We start from the raw sequence: 16,600 nt of genomic DNA, 5'->3' as shown, positions 1-16,600 counted from the left end.
ACCAATTGATCTAGCAAAACAAATTCGGCTTCGTGCTGAGAAGAATTTCTAGTGTGGAACATGAGAAAAACACCTTCCTTTAGTATGCTTTTCTCTATTATAAAATGGGATAGTGGAAAATTTAAGGGAAAAAATAAAGCTGTCGAGATTTTCTCGACAGCCTGAGAACCGGCATATCGCCGGTTCTTTTAGCGTGTAGACAAACCCTCGCATTCGCCCGCAGTCCTGCGCGCTGGTGCTCACGAATGTCAAATTCGCTCCGCTCCAGTACTCGTCCTTCCTAGGGCTGCAAAGGTTTTCTATCACGCTAAAAAGAAGACAAAGGGCTAAAATCAAGTTCATTTTAGCCCTTTGTCAACAAAATGAAAAGAACCGGCGACCGCCGGTTCTTTTTGTTATATGGAAGTTCATTATTCGCTTATGATGATATTTTTACTTTTTTTCTCGTTGTTTCCCATTTGCCTCTGCTTGGACTATGAACAAGATCGTTATAGGCAAGCACGTTTAAGTCTCTTTGGATGGTTCTAGGTGTGATCCCGAATTCATCAACCAGTTCTTGTGTCGTCACAAGACCTTTCTCTTGAATGAACATATAAACTGATTTTATTCGAGTCATCATACGGTTTGTTGAAGGTTTCAAAAAACCACTCCCTATCAATAAGATCGGATGGACTTGACTAACCACAACTTACTACACTAAAACTGCGACATAAGGACATGCAACAATGGTAAATGTTCGTGTTTCTTAATGTTTTATTCTATTATACACGTTATTATGCATCTAGTTCCACCAAAAAGTCAACTTTACGTGTTTTTAAACTTGTCTTCATGAATTGAAATATGTTATATATCATGATTTGAATCCGGTTACAACCCAATAAACACAAGGCATATAAAGAAAATTGCCACTTAAGAAAGATCAAAAAATAAACACAGAAAATTTACAAAATAAAAAATCATTCATACAAAAAAGACACATTCAAATGAGAAATGTGTCTTTTTATTTTGGTTATCCTTCTAAGAAAAAGAGCTGCACGAAAAATAAGACAGCAAAAATGAGCACAAGAATATGCACTTCTTTCCATTTTCCTTTTGCCAGCTTCACAAGTGGATATGAAATAAATCCTAGTGAAATTCCTGTAGAGATGCTAGATGTCAGCGGCATGGAAAGAATCACAAGAAAAGCAGGAAATGCTTCGTCAAGCTCATTCCAGCGAATACGTGACACTGAATTCATCATCAAACAGCCGACAATGATTAAGACAGGTGAAGTGATGGACGGCAAAGACGAAATGGCTTGAACGAGTGGACCAAAAAACAATGCCACAATAAACAATGCAGCAACGGTTAAAGAGGTCAGTCCAGTTCTTCCGCCAGCAGCAACTCCTGATGAGGATTCAATGTAAGCTGTGGTTGGGCTTGTTCCAAACATTGAGCCAATTGTCGTTGCAGCAGAGTCAGCAAGTAAGGCTCTGCGTACTTTTGGGAGCTGACCATTTTTCATTAAACCTGCTTGTTCCGCAACCCCGATCATTGTTCCTGTTGTATCAAAAATCGTTACAAGTAAAAAGGAGAAGACAACAGCATACAAGTGATGGGAAAATACATCGCCAAACGCAGCGAATGGGTTTGTAATCAGCATTCCTTCAGGCAGTGCTGGGGTATCCACTAGCACTTTAGGAAAATGAAGCTGGCCTGTTGCAAGTGCAATTAATGTGGTTGCTAACATGCCAATAAACAGCGCTCCATTCACTTGAAGAACCATTAATATGACAGAAATCATTAAACCAACGAGTGTCAAAATGACAACAGGTGAGCTTAAATTGCCAAGCTTCACAAGATTTTGTGGATCAGCAGTGATGATTCCAGACTGTCTTAGCCCAATGAATGCAATAAATAATCCGATACCTGCTGTAATCCCGTACTTTAAATTATCTGGAATCGCCTCAATGAGTTGTTTTCTAAGGGATGTTAACGATAAAATAATAAAGAGTATTCCAGCAACAAATACCGCACTAAATGCTGTTTGATAGCTGAGACCCCCACCACCGACAACAGTGACGGTGAAATAGACATTCAGCCCCATACCTGGTGCAATGGCAATTGGATAGTTTGCAAAGAGTGCCATCCAGAGTGTACCGACAACAGCAGCGATAATGGTTGCAGTAAAGACTTGGTCAAAAGGAATGCCTGCATCTGAAAGGATTCCTGGATTGACGGCTACAATATATACCATCGTAAAAAATGTCGTCATACCAGCGAGTAATTCTTTCTTTATGTTGGTTTGGTTCTCTTTTAACTGAAACATAAAATCCTCCATTTACGAACATTATTACAAAACACTTAATATAATATTCGTTTTAAGGGTGGATTGCAACCTTTTTTCAAGGAGGAATGGAAAAATGAATTGGGAAGCAGAAGTCATACGAAAAAAAGACAGTTTGATTCAAGATACACAATCTTTTTTACAAATTGAAAGTGTCTTGGATGAAGAAGGCGGCACAGAAGGAAAACCGTTCGGTGAAAAAGTGGATGAGGCTCTTCAGTATTTGCTCAAAAAAGGGCAGGACGAGGGTTTCAAAGTGAAAAATGTTGATGGCTATGCCGGTCATATTGAATATGGAGAAGGCGAAGACATCGTCGGTGTGCTATGCCATGTGGATGTCGTGCCTGCGGGTGACGACTGGACAACCCCACCATTTTCAGCGGACATAAGAGAAAATAAAATCTTTGCAAGAGGAGCCATTGATGATAAAGGGCCGACCATGGCGGCGTTTTACGCATTGAAAATGTTAAAAGATGCCGGTCTGCCGCTGTCGAAAAAGATTCGAATCATCATTGGCACAGATGAAGAAAGCGATTGGCGCTGCGTCGATCACTATTTCAAGCATGAGGCGATGCCACAAATTGGGTTTGCACCAGATGCTGATTTTCCAATTATTCATGCTGAAAAAGGGATCATAGATGCCATCGTATCCTTTACATACGAACAATCAGAAGAAAACAAGCGTTACATCCTCAAGCAATTCACATCAGGCATGCGTCTCAATATGGTTCCAGATGAGGCTCGCGCAATTGTGGCAGCAGCAAACGATCACGATGCTGAAGCATTAAAAACGGCTTTTACAGCCTATCTTGCGGAAAATCAGTTAACCGGTGAGGCAAACCATACAGCAGATGGACTGACATTCACATTAAAAGGTGTATCAGTTCATGCAATGGAGCCGGCGAATGGCACAAATGCGGGCATTCATATGGCGAATTTCTTATGTGCGCATGAATTAGATGAAAGAGGGCTCGCATTTACATCACAAATAAAGGCTTTATTTGATCAAGACACAAGAGGACAAAAACTCGGCATCGCTTGTAAGGATGATATTAGTGGTGACTTGACCTTGAATGTTGGCACAATCCGCTATTCGCAAAACGAAGAAGCGAAGCTTGGGCTGAATGTCCGCTATCCCGTAACTGCGGACGGTGAGGAAGTCAAAAAAGGGATTGAACGAATAAAAGGGGCAGCGATTGAGAAATTTGATGACAGTCCACCTCATCACGTCTCAAAAGACCATCCACTTGTGAAAACATTACAGCGTGTCTACGAAGAACAAACAGGAGATCCTGCCCATCTTATTGCAATTGGGGGAGGAACGTATGCAAGGTCATTAGAAGCAGGTGTTGCCTTTGGTCCTCTATTCCCAGGAAGACCTGATTGCGCACATCAAAAGGATGAATATATCGAAATCGATGATTTACTAAGAGCAACTGCGCTATATGCACAAGCCATGTATGAATTGGCGAAATAAGAAAGAAAAGAGAAGAGGGGATTCACCGTGAAAAAAATGTTCTTATGCTCTTCATTCAAAGACAGCTATTCTCTCTTGTCTGACTTTGCAGGTGACACCTTAAAAGGAAAAAGTGTGACATTCATTCCGGCAGCCAGTGAAGTGGAAGAAGTCACGCACTATGTCGATGCAGCAAAAGAAGCCTTTCATCAATTAGAAATGCGTGTAGAGACTGTTCAGCTGACCGGGCAAACGGTTCAGGAGATCACACAGATCATTGGAAAGAATGATGTCATTTATGTATCTGGCGGCAATACTTTTTATTTGCTGCAAGAATTAAGAAAGCACGGGCTCGATCGTGTATTGAAAGAAGAGATCAGCAAAGGCAAGCTGTATATCGGAGAATCCGCGGGGAGTATTATCATGGCGCCAAGCATTGAATACATCTCACTGATGGATGATCAGGAGAAAGCGCTAGAATTATCTTCCTTTGAAGGATTCAATGAGATTAGCAGCTATCCGGTACCGCATATAAACAATCCTTATTTAGGTGAAGCCGCGCAGCATATCATAGAGAAAGATCAAAATACGCTCTCTTTATGCCCGCTCACTGATGAACAAGTTTTGCTTGTGACAGGCGAACAGACTGAGGTCAAGACGGTCTGAGTTGTTCATATGACGATGAAAAAGGAACAGGAGCATACGCCCTGTTCCTTTTTTAATCTTGAAACACATCACTTGATAAATAACGTTCACCCGTGTCTGCTGTCATACAAATGACAATGTGATCCTTTGGCATTTGCTTGGCTGCTTCAATCGCTGCATAGCATGCCGCGCCAGATGATGGACCGACTAAAATACCTTCAAGACGGGCGAGCTTTCGTGTGATGTCGTAAGCATCTTCATCACTCACTTGCACAATCTCATCATACACCTGTTCGTTTAAAATATGTGGGATAAATCCTGGACTTGTGCCAACAAGCTTATGTTTGCCAGGTTTCCCGCCTGATAAAACAGGAGACCCCTTTGGCTCTGCCACACGTATCGTCAATTCCGGGAATGCTTTCTTGAGTTCCTCTCCAGTGCCTGTAATGGTTCCGCCCGTTCCAGCAGTGGCGACAAAAGCGGCAAGCGGCTGTCCAATCTGTTGCACTGCATCCATAATTTCTACAGCCGTTGTCCCTCTATGAGCATCAGGGTTCGCACCATTGTCAAATTGCATGGGAATAAAGCTATTAGGAATTTGAGCAGCTAATTCTTCTGCCTTGCGAATACAGCCTGGCATTTTTTCCTCCCCCGGGGTTAAAACGACCTGTGCGCCGTATGCCTTTAAAATATTGATTCTTTCTTGGGTCATTGTATCAGGCATGATCAGAATGGCTTTGTAGCCTCTTGCTGCAGCGTTCATCGCTAAGCCAATTCCTGTATTCCCGCTTGTTGGTTCAATAATCGTTGCCCCTTTTGTGAGCTTTCCTTGTTTTTCTGCCTCAAGGATCATATTGTAAGCAGCCCGATCTTTTACACTTCCGCTAGGATTAAATGATTCCAGTTTTAAATAAACAGCAGCGCCATGTTCTGGCTGAAGGCGCTGTAATTTTACAAGTGGTGTATGACCTATCAATTCAGCTATATTTTGTGCAACCTTCATCATGTGACACCCTTTCTTCTCATTCCGCATTACTTTAGTTATACTATCATCAATGGGGATTCGTAAAGTTTGTTAAAAAGGACAGGTGAAGATATGACTGAAAGCCGTCATTATTTTATCGGGATTCCAATCCCTGAACAACTTGCGCATCAAATAAAAGCGGATATAGACAAGAGGAGCGGACTTTCCTTTCAAAAATGGACAGCACCCATTGATTATCATGTCACTCTTGTGTTTTTAGGCGCAATTCCTGAAGACCGTTTAAATAAGATATCTGAGCTACTTGCACAGCTGTCTCATGAGGTGTCTGCTTTCCCGCTCAAGCTGAATGAAGTAGGGATATTTGGCCAAAAGGAGCGGCCGAGAGTCTTTTTTGCAAAGCCTAGTGAAAGTAAGCCTTTGATGGATCTAAGAGAAAAGGTGAAAGAAGCCGTTTTGACAGCAGGTCATCCTGTCGAAAAGAGACCCTTTCATCCACATATGACGATTGCGCGCAAATGGAATAGAGAACAGTCCTATATAGAACAAGCGCCCTTACGGAAAGAACCATATTCGATGGAGGTTTCTAGTATCGCTTTATTTGAAATTCGTCTAAAAGAAACCCCACGTTATCACGCGATCAAACAATTTACACTACATAAATGATTCTAGAGGTTGGAGTGAGCAGCAGATGGCGCAAATTATTAAAATCCAAGATTATATATCACGATATGAACAAGACCCGCATCATTACATCAATCAGTTTATTCGGTTGAAAAAACAAAGATGGGACGAGTTAAAAAAGGCTTCCAAAGAGCAGGTGCAAAAGCAGGCTGACCAAGCCACCGAGCAAGCACCTGAGCAAGAGGAAGAAAAGAGAAAGAAATTCTCCTTAAAAAGAAAGCAAAAAGAAGCCGATATGAAAAAGGAACGGGACCTGAGTCTTTTTAACGAGCCAACAGATATAGAACAAGGTGTTTTTACAAACGTTCCTACCGATGAAACGAAGCTGATTCACTTTTTTAAAGATCATCTTTACGATGTTCAGTTAAAATGGGCCAGCTCGACGATCTCTCATATTTCAACTGTCTCTCACCACATTCGATATGATGAAAAGCTGCGGATGCTTGCAAGGCAGCTGCCAGATTCTTATTTTGTGATGTACAAGCCGGTGCTGCTCATTCAAAAAGCTGAGATGGAATTGTGTCCAGTGCTCATTACGCCGCTTGAAGTCATCTGTTTATCTTTCTTAGAAGCAGAGCCAGACAGCGTATATATTGGATCGAAGGAACGTTTTTGGGAAAAACGGGCGACGGGAAAAGCTGTTCAATCCGTCTTGAACCCTTGCGCAAGTCTTCTGCGCTCTGGAACTGTTGTGTCAAAAATTTTACAGCAAAGTGGTGTAGAGCTTCCTGTGAAAAAAATCCTCATCAGCCGCACCTCGTATATTGATTTGCCCGAAGTTCCATTCGGGATGGAGGTTGTCGATAAGAAGAAAGCGGAGGATTGGTTTGAAAAGCAGCGGAAAAACACCGCGCCGACAAAGCACCAGCAATTCAAAGCGACAAAGGCATTGCTCGCTTATGGTGAATCAGACAGCAAAAGAAGGCAGGAATGGCTCGATTAAAGGCATATCAAGGTCACCAAAAAAATGAGACCTGAGTGGAGCTAATATATGAATGAATGGTACTTTATCGTCAATCCAGCAGCAGGACAAGGAAAAGGACTCCGCACTTGGAGAAGCATAGAGAAAGAATTACAAAAGGTAGAGATCTCCTACAGATCGTTTCTTACCCAGCATGAAGGACATGCCGAAGTTTTGGCGAGACAGATTAGCGCTATGCAAGACGACAGATTGAAACGGCTGATCGTCATTGGCGGTGACGGCACATTTCATGAAGTGCTAAATGGTTTAAAAGAAATCGATCATGTGCAGCTAAGCTTTGTCCCAGCAGGTCATTGGAATGATGCAGCGAAGGGGCTGGGCATCCAGCGTCATGATGTGATCAAAGAAGTGAAAAAACAAAAGAGGATGTTGACGAAAACATTTTCTCTCGGCTCCTTTCAAGATCATGCAGAAAGTCCGCAATCTGTTCTTTTTCTCAATCATATTGGTGTAGGGTTTGATGCACATGTCTTGAAGAGAACGGTCCATTTTAGAGGGGAAAAGTGGCTCAATCGACTCAAACTCGGGTTTATCATCTACCCGCTGTCTTTTCTACATTCTTTATGGTCATTCAAACCGTTTGACCTTGCTCTTTTTATTGAAAATGAGAGAAAAGTTTTTCGCCAAGTGTGGTTTGTGATCGTATGTAATCACCCATATTATGGAAGCGGGCTGGAAGCAGCGCCGGAAGCAAGTGCGAGGCAATCAGGATTTCAAACAATCGTTGTCACTGATTTGAATCCATTGAAAGTCCTCTTATTTTTAAGTGCAATGGTTTTTAAAAAGCACCTTGTAATGGAGGGAGTCACCCTTTTTCAGCATGAAGAAGCCTACTTGGAGGCAGATGAAAAAATCCTATTTCATGCCGATGGAGAAGTGATTGGCGCCACTCCAGTGTTTGTTAAGGCTAGTGAGCGATCGTTAAAATTACGTGGCTAAGAAGCAGCCAGTGTGCGCACGAGCAAAAGAAACATGAAAAAAGACTTCCCTTTTCATAAGGTTCTTGTCCTGTTTTTCTAGTTTTGCTTGACGAGTATAAGAAGGTAGCGATAAAATCTATAGGACGGCTATTGTTTAGCATCTCATTCTCAATAGCTGTCCTTTTTGTTTTTATGATCATATAAATAAAAAATAAACAGCCAATTGATCTCAATCGGCTGAATTTTGTCGACTAAAAAAGCATGATTTAAAATATTTTAAGAAATGATGGGTTGAAAATTGATATGAACTGGTTGGGACAAATATTAGGTAGCGAATGGCACATCTCTCCTGCTGGAGGCGCTACGGGAGATGCGTACTTCGCAACACACAATGACCAAAAGCTATTTTTAAAACGCAATACGTCACCGTTTCTTGCGGTTTTGTCAGCTGAAGGCATTGTGCCGAAGCTTGTCTGGACAAAACGGATGGAAAATGGGGATGTCATCACTGCACAGCACTGGCTGAGCGGCAGAGAGCTGAAGCCAAAGGACATGAATGACCGTCCTGTAGCGGAGCAGCTAAGAAAAATTCATACATCAAAAGAGCTGCTCGATATGCTGAAACGATTAGAAAAGCACTCGCTTGACCCGGCATCGATCTTGATGCATCTCAAGGCATCGATCTTAAAAGAGCAGATTGACTCACATGATATCACGCGCGCCATCCAGTATTTAGAGAAACATGTGGACGCAGTTCATTTCGAGGATAAGGTCGTATGCCATTGTGACCTCAACCATAATAATTGGCTGCTGACAGATGAAAATCAGCTCTATTTAATTGATTGGGACGGGGCAATGATTGCAGATCCAGCGATTGATCTTGGACCGCTCTTATACCATTATGTTGAAGAAGAGAACTGGGAAAGCTGGCTCTCTATGTATGGTGCTCCGCTGACCGACAACTTGCGAAAACGCATGGCATGGTATGTGCTGGCTGAAACTGTCTCGTTTGTCGTTTGGCATAAAAGAAAAGGAAATGAAAAGGCGCAAAAAGAAGTGCAAGCCGAGCTACATGCACTCTTAAAACGGTTAAACATCCATTAAGACAGTGGAATGTTCTCGACCCAGTTAGATAGATGAGATTGATGCGCTTCGATATGTGCATCAATTGAACTGACAGAGGTGCCTTTTTGGCTGTAATCATAAATATCGGTTAGTAGCTGACGAACGTCAGCATCCAAATCTTCTTTTGCCAGCATTAATTGAATCACGCGTCCCACCTGTTCATATTCTGCAACAGTCCCGCAGCAATCCAGCTGGTGATCAGTTAAAATATCTTTGATTAATTGAAGCTGATGTTGGCGGTTTAATCCCATACGTATGCTCCTTTCAAGCGTGTCATTTATGTGGTTAAACTGTGCATTCAGCTTTGATTTTATACATGAAGCAGACCAGCCCAAATAGCAGCTGGTCTTTTTCATATGTGCGGATAAGTTGCTGTCTTGCGGCTCTTTATGTTTCATGGTATCTTGATAAAATGTAAAGAAAATAGAGGTGTATCAAATTGAGAATGCGACATAAACCGTGGGCGGATGATTACTTAGCTGAAAATGCTCATATTGCTTTAGCCAACCCTGAACAATACAAAGGGAAATGGCATGAGCTGTTTGGAAATGATCATCCAATCCATATCGAAGTCGGTACAGGAAAAGGGAGTTTTATTGCCGGAATGGGCAAGCTTCATCCTGAGATAAACTATATCGGCATTGAATTATTTAAAAGTGTCATTGTGACGGCAGTCGATAAAATCAAAGAAACAGATGTAGAAAACGTAAAGCTTCTAAACATCAACGCAGAGACACTGACAGATGTCTTTGCGGAAAATGAGATTGATCGGGTGTATTTGAACTTCTCTGATCCGTGGCCAAAATCAAGGCATGAAAAACGGAGATTGACATTTAAAGCCTTTTTAAAGCGATATGAACAGATCCTCCGTCCAGGCGGTGAATTACATTTCAAAACCGATAACCGCGGACTATTTGAATATTCCTTGAAAAGCTTTTCGTCTTACGGACTCCTTTTAACGTATGTGAGCCTTGATTTACATGAGGATGGTCTCGAAGGAAATGTCATGACAGAATATGAAGAGAAATTCTCTTCCATGGGACAACCGATCTATCGATCAGAAGTAAAATTCCCTGAATAACAAGCGAACAAAGCTGGCTGCAACGAACGATTGCGGTCAGCTTTTTTTGATAAAAGATTAGCACATGCGATTTTTCTTTGTATTTGCTACGATAGAAAAAGGAGGGATGACAGCAATGGAGACAATGAAAATAGGCGAAATGGAACTGTTCTGGTTAAATGGGGGAGATACACACATGGATGGCGGTGCCATGTTTGGCGTGGTGCCAAAGCCATTATGGTCAAAAAAATACCCTGTGAATGATCGAAATCAAATTGAATTACGGTGTGATCCAATGCTCATACGGTGGAACGGTCTTCATCTGTTAGTAGATTCCGGCATCGGATCAGGGAAGCTGACAGAGAAACAAAAACGCAATTATGGCGTCACAGAGGAAACGAAAATAGAAGAATCACTTGCGGCTCTCGGTTTGCGCCCATCTGATATAGATTACGTCTTAATGACTCATTTGCATTTTGATCATGCAAGCGGGCTGACAAAACGTGAAGGCGATGAGCTCGTGTCTGTTTTTCAACAGGCCAAAATCATCACGTCCAAAATTGAATGGGACGAAATGAGAGCACCGAACATCCGCTCAAGAAATACATATTGGAAAGAAAACTGGGAGCCTGTTGCCGATCAAGTCATGACATTTGAAGATAGCATCGAAGTAACAGAAGGCATCCGCCTGCATCATACAGGCGGACATAGCGATGGGCATAGCATCTTAACGCTCACAAGTCAGGGAGAAACAGCTATTCATTTAGCGGATATCATGCCGACACACGCTCATAAAAACCCACTTTGGGTCTTGGCATACGATGATTATCCAATGACCTCGATCCCGGCGAAGCAAAAATGGCAGGCATTTGCCGAAGAAAACAATGCATGGTACTTGTTTTATCATGATGCCATCTACCGTGCTGTAAAGTGGGATGAAGACGGGGCAATGACCCATGAGGTCAAAAGAGAAACCGGAAGATAAAAGATCATCTGTATGTTTTTTCGCCTTTCACACAAAATAACGACAAAATGAACTTGTGAAAGGAAGAGTGCAGGTGAATCAATTTTATCGTGTACATGGTGATGTCATCGAGACACCGTTAAGAGGGATCGAAGTCATGTCTGTCCCTTATTTAAACAAAGGAGTCGCATTTACAAAGGAAGAGCGGGAAGAGCTTGGGTTAAAAGGATTTCTGCCGCCGAAGGTGTTAACACTAGAGGATCAAGCAAAGCGTGCATATGAGCAGTTCAAAGCACAGCCAGACGCACTTGGGAAAAATGTCTATTTAACTGCGCTTCATGACAGAAATGAAGTGCTCTTTTATAAATTATTAAATGAGCATTTGGCAGAAATGCTGCCGATTGTTTACACACCGACCGTAGGAACAGCGATTCAGCGTTACAGCCACGAGTATAGAAAGCCAAGAGGAATTTATTTATCCATTGATGACCTAGAAGGAATGGAAGAAATTTTTGCATCTTACGGAGTGGATGAATCGATTGATCTCATTGTCGCAACAGATGCAGAAGGAATTTTAGGCATCGGTGACTGGGGTGTTGGCGGAATCGCCATTTCAGTCGGGAAGCTGGCTGTATATACAGCCGCAGCAGGTATTGATCCTAGCCGTGTGCTGGCAGTGGTGCTTGATGCTGGGACCAACCAGGAAAGCCTTTTAAATGATCCGCTTTATGTGGGAAATCAGCACTCCCGCGTTCGAGGAGAGCGCTATGATCAGTTTATTGATCAATATGTTGAGCTTGCCCGTGCGACTTTTCCAAATGCACTTCTTCACTGGGAAGACTTCGGTACAAAAAATGCGCGCGCCATTTTGGAAAAATATAAGGACCGTATTTGTACGTTTAATGATGATATTCAAGGAACTGGAGCCGTTTCACTTGCTGCCGTTCTGGCTTGTGCAAAAGCATCGAAGGTTCCGCTGAAAGATCACCGAATCGTGATCTTTGGAGCAGGTACAGCAGGGATTGGTATAGCCGAGCAAATTCGTGATGCCATCGTGCGAGATGGTGTCAAAGAAGAGGAATCATATGATCATTTCTGGTGTATTGATAAAACGGGATTGCTCACAGATGATTCACCCGACATTCAGCCATTCCAAAAGCCGTATGCAAGACGTTCTGATGAAGTGAAGGATTATGCACGTAATGGTCCAAAGCATTCCATTGATTTGTTAGAGGTCGTGAAGCAGGCGAAACCTACGATCTTAATTGGTACCTCAACTGTAGGTGGGGCATTTACAGAGGAAATTGTGAAAGAAATGGCGTCACATGTAGAGCGGCCAGCGATTTTACCGATGTCTAACCCGACACCTCTTTCAGAGGCAAAGCCGGAAGATCTCATTGAATGGACAGAAGGACGTGCGCTTGTCACAACGGGAAGCCCGTTTGACCCCGTTGAATATGGCGGTGTGACATATGAAATTGGGCAGGCAAATAATGCCCTTGTGTTTCCAGGGCTTGGTCTTGGAACGATTGTGTGTAAAGCCCGCCTCATGACAGACAGCATGTTTGTTGCGAGTGCTGAAGCGATTGCGAGCATGGTCAATGTCGGAAAACCGGGTGCTGCGATGCTTCCAAGTGTTGATCAGCTCAGAACAGTTTCAGCGACAGTGGCTGTCCGTGTGGCACAAGCAGCGATTGACGAAGGAATTGCGGAAGAAACCCCTGATGATCTCATTCAGGCTGTGCAAGACGCCATGTGGCACCCTGTATACAAAAAAATCAAAGCCATCTAAAAAAAGCTTCGCAAGGACTTGTCTTTGCGAAGCTTTCTTATTAAGCAACAGAATCAATGACATCAACGATCATGCCTGTTTTTGCATCAATCATGACTTCATACTGTTCCAGCTCGCCAAAGGCGGAGCGTGTAATGCCAGATTTGTACACATCAATCGTTTCACCATTTACGGTATACGGTTCTGGTACAGTATAAATCCAAGAGCCATCAATCGGGCCGCGCTGTTTAAAAGCGGATTTCACAATTTTTAACGCTTTTTCAGACGAGATATACGTCGGGAAAAAGACTTTCTTTGCAACAATTGCAGCGGCTACGCCAATACTCGCACCAATCAGAACATGTTTTAACTTCAACGTGCTGCACCTCCGTATTGCTGTTTTTTCCATTATACAAAACTTGTCCAGCGATGTTAAGAAATCCGAATACTTGAAAGCATATTCAAAATTTCTGGAGAGATACTTGGAAAACCGAAAGAATTCTTATAGTATAAAGTGAGTGTTATTTTTATAGGAATTTATATGGTCATTACATAGAAATGAGGGTAACTGTCAAATGAACGAAGAAACAATGTCGCTTTTCCGAAATTTAACAGAATTACAAGGGACTCCAGGTAATGAGCACCATGTGCGTGCTTTTATGAAAAAGGAACTTGAGAAATATTCCGATGAACTCATACAGGATCGTCTTGGCGGAGTGTTTGGTGTCCGCAAAGGCCCAGAGAACGCGCCGAAGATTATGGTGGCTGGTCATATGGATGAAGTCGGCTTTATGGTGTCATCCATTACGAAAAATGGAATGATTCGTTTTCAAACACTTGGCGGCTGGTGGAGTCAAGTGATGCTTGCGCAGCGTGTGGATGTTCATACGGATCACGGGCCAATTCCGGGCGTTGTATCGAGCACACCTCCTCATCTTCTGACACCAGAACAAAAAAGCAAACCAGTAAAACCGTCAGATATGCTGATTGATATTGGTGCAGACAGTGAAGAAGAAGCGAAAGAGCTTGGCGTTCGCCCAGGGCAGCAAATCGTTCCTGCAACGGTCTTTACCCCAATGGCCAATCCGAAAAAGATTTTAGCCAAAGCTTGGGATAACCGCTATGGGTGCGGACTTGCCATTGAATTATTGAAAGAATTAAAAGACGAAGCTCTTTCATGTCAGCTATATTCAGGCGCAACCGTCCAAGAGGAAGTAGGGCTCAGAGGGGCTGAGGTAGCTGCGAATATGATTAAACCGGATCTGTTCTTTGCTCTAGATGCGAGTCCTGCAAATGATGTGACGGGAGACAAATCACAATTTGGCCAGCTTGGAAAAGGTGCACTTCTTCGTATTTATGATCGCACGATGATTACGCACCGAGGCATGAGAGAATTTGTCCTCGATACAGCCGAAACAAACAATATTCCATATCAATATTTCGTATCGCCAGGCGGTACGGATGCTGGACGTGTTCATATCTCAAATCAAGGTGTACCGTCTGCTGTTATTGGTGTATGTGCGCGTTACATTCATACAAGTCACTCTGTCTTGCATGTGGATGATTATGCAGCGGCAAAAGAATTAATTGTTCGTCTTGTGAAAAATTGTGATCAAAGCACGGTGGATTCGATTTATCAACAAGTGTAAACGATAAGAAAAAGGCTGCCTCATTAAGAGCACAGCCTTTTTCTTATTCCTGTTCAAACACGTATGACAACGCCTTAATCGCTTGATTCACTGTTTCGACAGTGATATTTGCTTTGTTTGATAATTCCTTTAGGGGATGATGTAATTCTTTAGGACGAATCAAAATAAGGGGTTTCCCTTTGGCGATGGCAGAAGAAGCATCCATTGCCGTGTTCCACTGTTTATATTTCTCACCAAAGCGGGCAATGACAACGTCTGCCTTATTTAATAATAGTTCGGTGCGGAAATTGTTCAAATCAGAAGCCGCATCGTCTTTCAAGATGGCATTTGGCTGCCCGCCTAAAATATCTTCTCCGATGTTATCTGATCGGTCATGATTCTCCATTGGACCAACAAACGTTACTGGTAGTTTCAACGACTGGCTTTTTTCCTTAATTTCATCGCGCCACTGGCTATGAATTTCTCCAGCTAAATAAACCGTTAATTGCATAACAATCTCCTCCTTGTGCACAAACTTAGTAAAGGTTTGCCCTGTTTCTTTTCATGTTACACAAGAAGTGCTTGATAAAGCAAAAAAAATATGATTATGATATTCATGGTAGAGACTATTTTTCATCGTAAGAAGACTACATATAATGGGAAGGACAGGCCTCTTCGTCTTTCCTATGAGAAAGCAGGAAGACGACGTTGATGACTTATTTAAAAAGAAAGGGTATTTCCCTTTCGCCAAAGGTGTATTTTATTGATGCACTCTCTTATATGGCTTTAGGTCTATTTGCTACATTAGTGGTAGGGCTGATTTTAAAAACAGCAGGCGGCCTGTTATCATTTCCTCTCATCGTGGAAATGGGAACGCTCGCTATGGGGCTGATGGGACCAGCAATTGGCGTAGCGGTTGCTTATCGCTTAAACGCTTCTCCTTTAATTATTTTCGCAAGTGTTGTGTCAGGTGCCGCTGGAGCAGAGCTTGGGGGACCTGCTGGAAGCTTCGTGGCTGCTCTCATTGGTGTGGAATTAGGCAAACTGATCAGTGGTGAGACAAGAATTGATATTATTTTAACGCCGCTTGTGACCATTATCACAGGTTTTCTCACCGCTGCTTTCATCGGCCCTGGGATTCAGGCGGTGATGACAGGGCTCGGCAGGCTGATCGTATGGGGGACTGATCAAAGTCCACTCATCATGGGCATGCTGGTTGCAACCATTGTTGGACTTGCTCTTAGCTCACCGATTTCAAGCGCTGCGCTTGCGCTGATGCTTGATTTAAGCGGTCTTGCTGCTGGTGCGGCAACGATTGGCTGCTGCGCTCAGATGGTCGGCTTTGCTGCTGCAGGATTTAGAGAAAATCGTTTTGGCGGTCTTGCTGCGGTAGGCATTGGAACATCAAAACTACAGCTTTCAAACATTGTGAAAAATCCACTCATTCTCATTCCGCCGACGATTGCAGGACTGATTCTTGCGCCAATTGGTATCATTGGCTTTGGGATGGTCAATAATGCGGCAGGAGCAGGTATGGGAACGAGCGGACTTGTCGGCCAGCTCATGACTCTCACAGTCATGGGATTTCATCCTTCCGTTTTCCTCGCTATTGCTCTCTTGCATTTCGTTGGCCCGGCAGTGATTAGTTTGGTAGTATCAGAATGGATGAGAAAGAAAGGCTATATACAATTCGGAGATTTAAGTATACAAACTGGAGGAATCAAACATGAAAAAAATTGAATCAAACGAAGAATTACAAAAAGTGATTCAAGAAGACTTAACAGTATTACTATTTTCAGCTGACTGGTGCCCGGACTGCACATTTATTGAGCCGTTTTTGCCAGAGCTTGAAGCAAACTATCCAGAATTTGAATACTTCTATGTGGATAGAGATCAGTTCATCGACACTTGTGCAGAGTGGGAAATTTACGGAATTCCAAGCTTTTTAGTCTTTAAAAACGGACAAGAGATCAACCGTTTTGTCAGCAAAGATCGTAAGACAAAGGAAGAGATTGAAGCATTTTTAACAGATTCTCTTTCTAAATAACGAAAGGAGA

The 16,600-nt window shown here is 42.7% G+C and carries 18 protein-coding genes; 12 read left to right on the top strand and 6 right to left on the bottom strand.

Annotation, left to right across the window (positions count from 1 at the left end; genetic code table 11):
• Window positions 1-418 precede the first annotated feature (418 nt).
• Together EBQ12_RS11220 and EBQ12_RS11215 are read right to left on the bottom strand one after the other, a co-directional pair.
• Window positions 419-640 (bottom strand): DeoR family transcriptional regulator, encoded by a 222-nt coding sequence (locus tag EBQ12_RS11220; RefSeq protein WP_008356419.1) that lies wholly within the window; start codon window positions 638-640, stop codon window positions 419-421.
• 369 nt (window positions 641-1,009) lie between these two features.
• Window positions 1,010-2,308 carry an NCS2 family permease gene (locus EBQ12_RS11215; RefSeq protein ID WP_017358329.1) on the bottom strand — a complete coding sequence of 433 codons (1,299 nt, stop codon included), beginning with the start codon at window positions 2,306-2,308 and terminating at the stop codon, window positions 1,010-1,012.
• 94 nt (window positions 2,309-2,402) lie between these two features.
• On the opposite strand from EBQ12_RS11215, the gene pepV reads away from it, so the two are divergent.
• Both pepV and EBQ12_RS11205 read left to right on the top strand, forming a co-directional pair.
• Window positions 2,403-3,803, top strand: a complete 1,401-nt coding sequence (gene pepV / locus EBQ12_RS11210; protein WP_125589995.1) for a dipeptidase PepV — start codon at window positions 2,403-2,405, stop codon at window positions 3,801-3,803.
• A 27-nt stretch (window positions 3,804-3,830) separates the two neighbouring features.
• Window positions 3,831-4,448, top strand: coding sequence for a Type 1 glutamine amidotransferase-like domain-containing protein (locus EBQ12_RS11205; protein ID WP_125589993.1), 618 nt, complete (start codon window positions 3,831-3,833; stop codon window positions 4,446-4,448).
• Window positions 4,449-4,500: 52 nt separating this feature from the next.
• Here EBQ12_RS11205 and cysK read toward each other — a convergent pair whose 3' ends face one another.
• Window positions 4,501-5,430, bottom strand: coding sequence for a cysteine synthase A (gene cysK / locus EBQ12_RS11200; RefSeq protein WP_125589991.1), 930 nt, complete (start codon window positions 5,428-5,430; stop codon window positions 4,501-4,503).
• Window positions 5,431-5,523: 93 nt separating this feature from the next.
• Here cysK and thpR point away from each other — a divergent pair, with 93 nt between their 5' ends.
• The 4 genes from thpR to EBQ12_RS11180 all read left to right on the top strand — a co-directional run bounded on the left by thpR (window position 5,524) and on the right by EBQ12_RS11180 (window position 9,099).
• Window positions 5,524-6,075, top strand: a complete 552-nt coding sequence (gene thpR, locus EBQ12_RS11195) for an RNA 2',3'-cyclic phosphodiesterase (protein WP_125590003.1) — start codon at window positions 5,524-5,526, stop codon at window positions 6,073-6,075.
• 25 nt (window positions 6,076-6,100) lie between these two features.
• Window positions 6,101-7,036 (top strand): hypothetical protein, encoded by a 936-nt coding sequence (locus EBQ12_RS11190; RefSeq protein ID WP_008343036.1) that lies wholly within the window; start codon window positions 6,101-6,103, stop codon window positions 7,034-7,036.
• 48 nt (window positions 7,037-7,084) lie between these two features.
• Window positions 7,085-8,014, top strand: coding sequence for a YegS/Rv2252/BmrU family lipid kinase (locus EBQ12_RS11185; protein ID WP_125589989.1), 930 nt, complete (start codon window positions 7,085-7,087; stop codon window positions 8,012-8,014).
• A 284-nt stretch (window positions 8,015-8,298) separates the two neighbouring features.
• The gene (locus tag EBQ12_RS11180) at window positions 8,299-9,099 is read left to right on the top strand and encodes a phosphotransferase family protein (protein ID WP_026050132.1); all 801 of its coding nucleotides are present in this window, start codon (window positions 8,299-8,301) and stop codon (window positions 9,097-9,099) included.
• Here EBQ12_RS11180 and EBQ12_RS11175 read toward each other — a convergent pair.
• Window positions 9,096-9,371, bottom strand: coding sequence for a YtzH-like family protein (locus tag EBQ12_RS11175; protein WP_017358323.1), 276 nt, complete (start codon window positions 9,369-9,371; stop codon window positions 9,096-9,098). The two genes, EBQ12_RS11180 and EBQ12_RS11175, sit on opposite strands and share 4 nt — an antisense overlap.
• 188 nt (window positions 9,372-9,559) lie before the next feature.
• Between EBQ12_RS11175 and trmB the strand changes: the two genes are divergently transcribed.
• From trmB to EBQ12_RS11160, 3 genes are all read left to right on the top strand, one after another.
• A complete protein-coding gene (gene trmB / locus EBQ12_RS11170; protein WP_025207815.1) occupies window positions 9,560-10,201 on the top strand; it encodes a tRNA (guanosine(46)-N7)-methyltransferase TrmB in 642 nt (213 codons plus the stop codon).
• A 115-nt stretch (window positions 10,202-10,316) separates the two neighbouring features.
• Window positions 10,317-11,165 (top strand): YtnP family quorum-quenching lactonase, encoded by an 849-nt coding sequence (locus tag EBQ12_RS11165; RefSeq protein ID WP_008343041.1) that lies wholly within the window; start codon window positions 10,317-10,319, stop codon window positions 11,163-11,165.
• Between the two features lie 73 nt (window positions 11,166-11,238).
• Window positions 11,239-12,936, top strand: coding sequence for an NAD-dependent malic enzyme (locus EBQ12_RS11160; RefSeq protein WP_035391093.1), 1,698 nt, complete (start codon window positions 11,239-11,241; stop codon window positions 12,934-12,936).
• Window positions 12,937-12,976: 40 nt separating this feature from the next.
• Here EBQ12_RS11160 and EBQ12_RS11155 read toward each other — a convergent pair whose 3' ends face one another.
• Window positions 12,977-13,291: a PepSY domain-containing protein gene (locus tag EBQ12_RS11155; protein WP_003217759.1), complete on the bottom strand. Its 315-nt coding sequence runs from the start codon at window positions 13,289-13,291 to the stop codon at window positions 12,977-12,979.
• 199 nt (window positions 13,292-13,490) lie between these two features.
• On the opposite strand from EBQ12_RS11155, the gene EBQ12_RS11150 reads away from it, so the two are divergent.
• Window positions 13,491-14,564, top strand: a complete 1,074-nt coding sequence (locus EBQ12_RS11150; protein WP_035391095.1) for a M42 family metallopeptidase — start codon at window positions 13,491-13,493, stop codon at window positions 14,562-14,564.
• 43 nt (window positions 14,565-14,607) lie between these two features.
• Here the strand turns inward: EBQ12_RS11150 and EBQ12_RS11145 are convergent, their stop codons facing one another.
• Complete coding sequence (locus EBQ12_RS11145; protein WP_007501817.1) at window positions 14,608-15,054, bottom strand: YtoQ family protein; 447 nt, start codon at window positions 15,052-15,054, stop codon at window positions 14,608-14,610.
• A 200-nt stretch (window positions 15,055-15,254) separates the two neighbouring features.
• Between EBQ12_RS11145 and EBQ12_RS11140 the strand changes: the two genes are divergently transcribed.
• Both EBQ12_RS11140 and EBQ12_RS11135 read left to right on the top strand, forming a co-directional pair.
• The gene (locus tag EBQ12_RS11140) at window positions 15,255-16,283 is read left to right on the top strand and encodes a PTS sugar transporter subunit IIC (protein WP_125589986.1); all 1,029 of its coding nucleotides are present in this window, start codon (window positions 15,255-15,257) and stop codon (window positions 16,281-16,283) included.
• Window positions 16,270-16,590: a thioredoxin family protein gene (locus EBQ12_RS11135; RefSeq protein WP_003217665.1), complete on the top strand. Its 321-nt coding sequence runs from the start codon at window positions 16,270-16,272 to the stop codon at window positions 16,588-16,590. The genes EBQ12_RS11140 and EBQ12_RS11135 overlap by 14 nt, the downstream gene beginning before the upstream one ends.
• The last annotated feature ends 10 nt before the right edge of the window (window positions 16,591-16,600 follow it).

Origin of the sequence: Bacillus sp. 2B09, assembly GCF_003946835.1 — a bacterium.
Lineage (GTDB): Bacteria > Bacillota > Bacilli > Bacillales > Bacillaceae > Bacillus > Bacillus altitudinis.
This window is presented reverse-complemented; position numbering and strand designations above follow the sequence as displayed.